At 61.1% G+C, this 1,302-nt stretch carries 1 protein-coding gene; it reads right to left on the bottom strand.

Features of this window, described 5'->3' with window-relative positions:
* Positions 1–5: 5 nt before the first annotated feature.
* On the bottom strand, positions 6–1,202 hold the full coding sequence (locus DEM27_RS33375) for an IS256 family transposase (RefSeq protein WP_109462517.1): 1,197 nt from the start codon (positions 1,200–1,202) through the stop codon (positions 6–8).
* Positions 1,203–1,302 lie beyond the last annotated feature (100 nt).

Here is a 1,302-nt window from a genome sequence, read left to right as displayed (position 1 = left end):
ATTGATCAGCTTGCTGCTGGCAGGCTGATGAGCGGATCATCGCTCATCGCGGCGATGGTTTCCAGTGTCATATAGCGGGATCGTTGGACTGCCCATTCATCGTTTTGTTCGAGTAGCAGCGCGCCAACTAGCCTGACGATGGCATCGTCGTTGGGGAAGATGCCGACGACCTCGGTGCGTCGCTTGATCTCGCCGTTGAGGCGTTCGATCGGGTTGGTCGAATGAAGCTTGGCCCAGTGCTGCTTGGGAAAGGTCATGTAGGCGAGCACGTCCTGCTCGGCGCTGTCCATGAGCGTGGCGAGTTTCGGCACCTTCGGCCTGATCTGGTCGGCGACATTGCGCCACTGGGTGCTTGCGGCCTCTGGCGCGTCCTGGGCGAAGGCCGTGGCGATGAAGGCGGAGACGACACGCCGTCCGCTCTTTCCCGCATGGGCAAGCGCATTGCGCATGAAGTGAACCCTGCAGCGCTGCCAGGTGGCAGAGAGCACCTTTGACACGGCGGCCTTGATCCCCTCATGAGCGTCGGAGACAGCAAGCTTGACGCCGCGCAGGCCCCGTCTGGTCAGCTTTCGAAGAAACTCAGTCCAGATCGCCTCGGCCTCGGATGTGCCGATCTCCATGCCAAGCACTTCGCGTCGGCCGTCGGTGTTTACACCCACTGCGATGATGACAGCGACCGAGACGATGCGCCCGCCGCGCCGGACCTTCAGATAGGTCGCGTCAATCCAGAGGTAGGGCCATTCGCCTTCGATGGGCCTGTCGAGAAAGGCCTTCACCTTGTCGTCGATCTCTTCGCACAGGCGGGACACCTGGCTCTTGGAAATGCCGCTCATACCCATGGCCTTGACGAGGTCGTCGACCGAGCGGGTCGAGACGCCCTGGATGTATGCTTCCTGGATCACCGCCGTCAGGGCCTTCTCCGCCATCCGGCGCGGCTCAAGGAAGCTTGGGAAATAGCTGCCGGTGCGCAGCTTCGGGATACGAAGCTCGACTGTACCAGCACGTGTCTCCCAGTCCCGGTCGCGATAGCCGTTACGCTGAGCCAGCCGAAAGCCATTCTTCTCGCCATAGCCCGCGCCCGTCTTCGTGCTGACCTCCAGGGACATCAACTTCTCGGCAGCAAAGCCGATCATCTCCCGGAGCAAATCGGCATCAGCGCTCTTCTCAACGAGCGAGCGCAGGGTCATCATGTCGTCGGTCATCGGTGATCTTTCCTTCAGGTTGGTCTTGAACAACCCGACCCTACCGGAAAAACACTGGTGACCGCCGATACCCTGATACACCACCTCCTGGGACACGATC

This window comes from Rhizobium album (assembly GCF_003122325.1).
GTDB lineage: Bacteria > Pseudomonadota > Alphaproteobacteria > Rhizobiales > Rhizobiaceae > Metarhizobium > Metarhizobium album.
This window is presented reverse-complemented; position numbering and strand designations above follow the sequence as displayed.

Excerpts from the sequence above, each read along its gene's own strand:
- DEM27_RS33375 (WP_109462517.1), bottom strand. The coding sequence starts at position 1,202 with ATGACCGACGACATGATGACCCTGCGCTCGCTCGTTGAGAAGAGCGCT.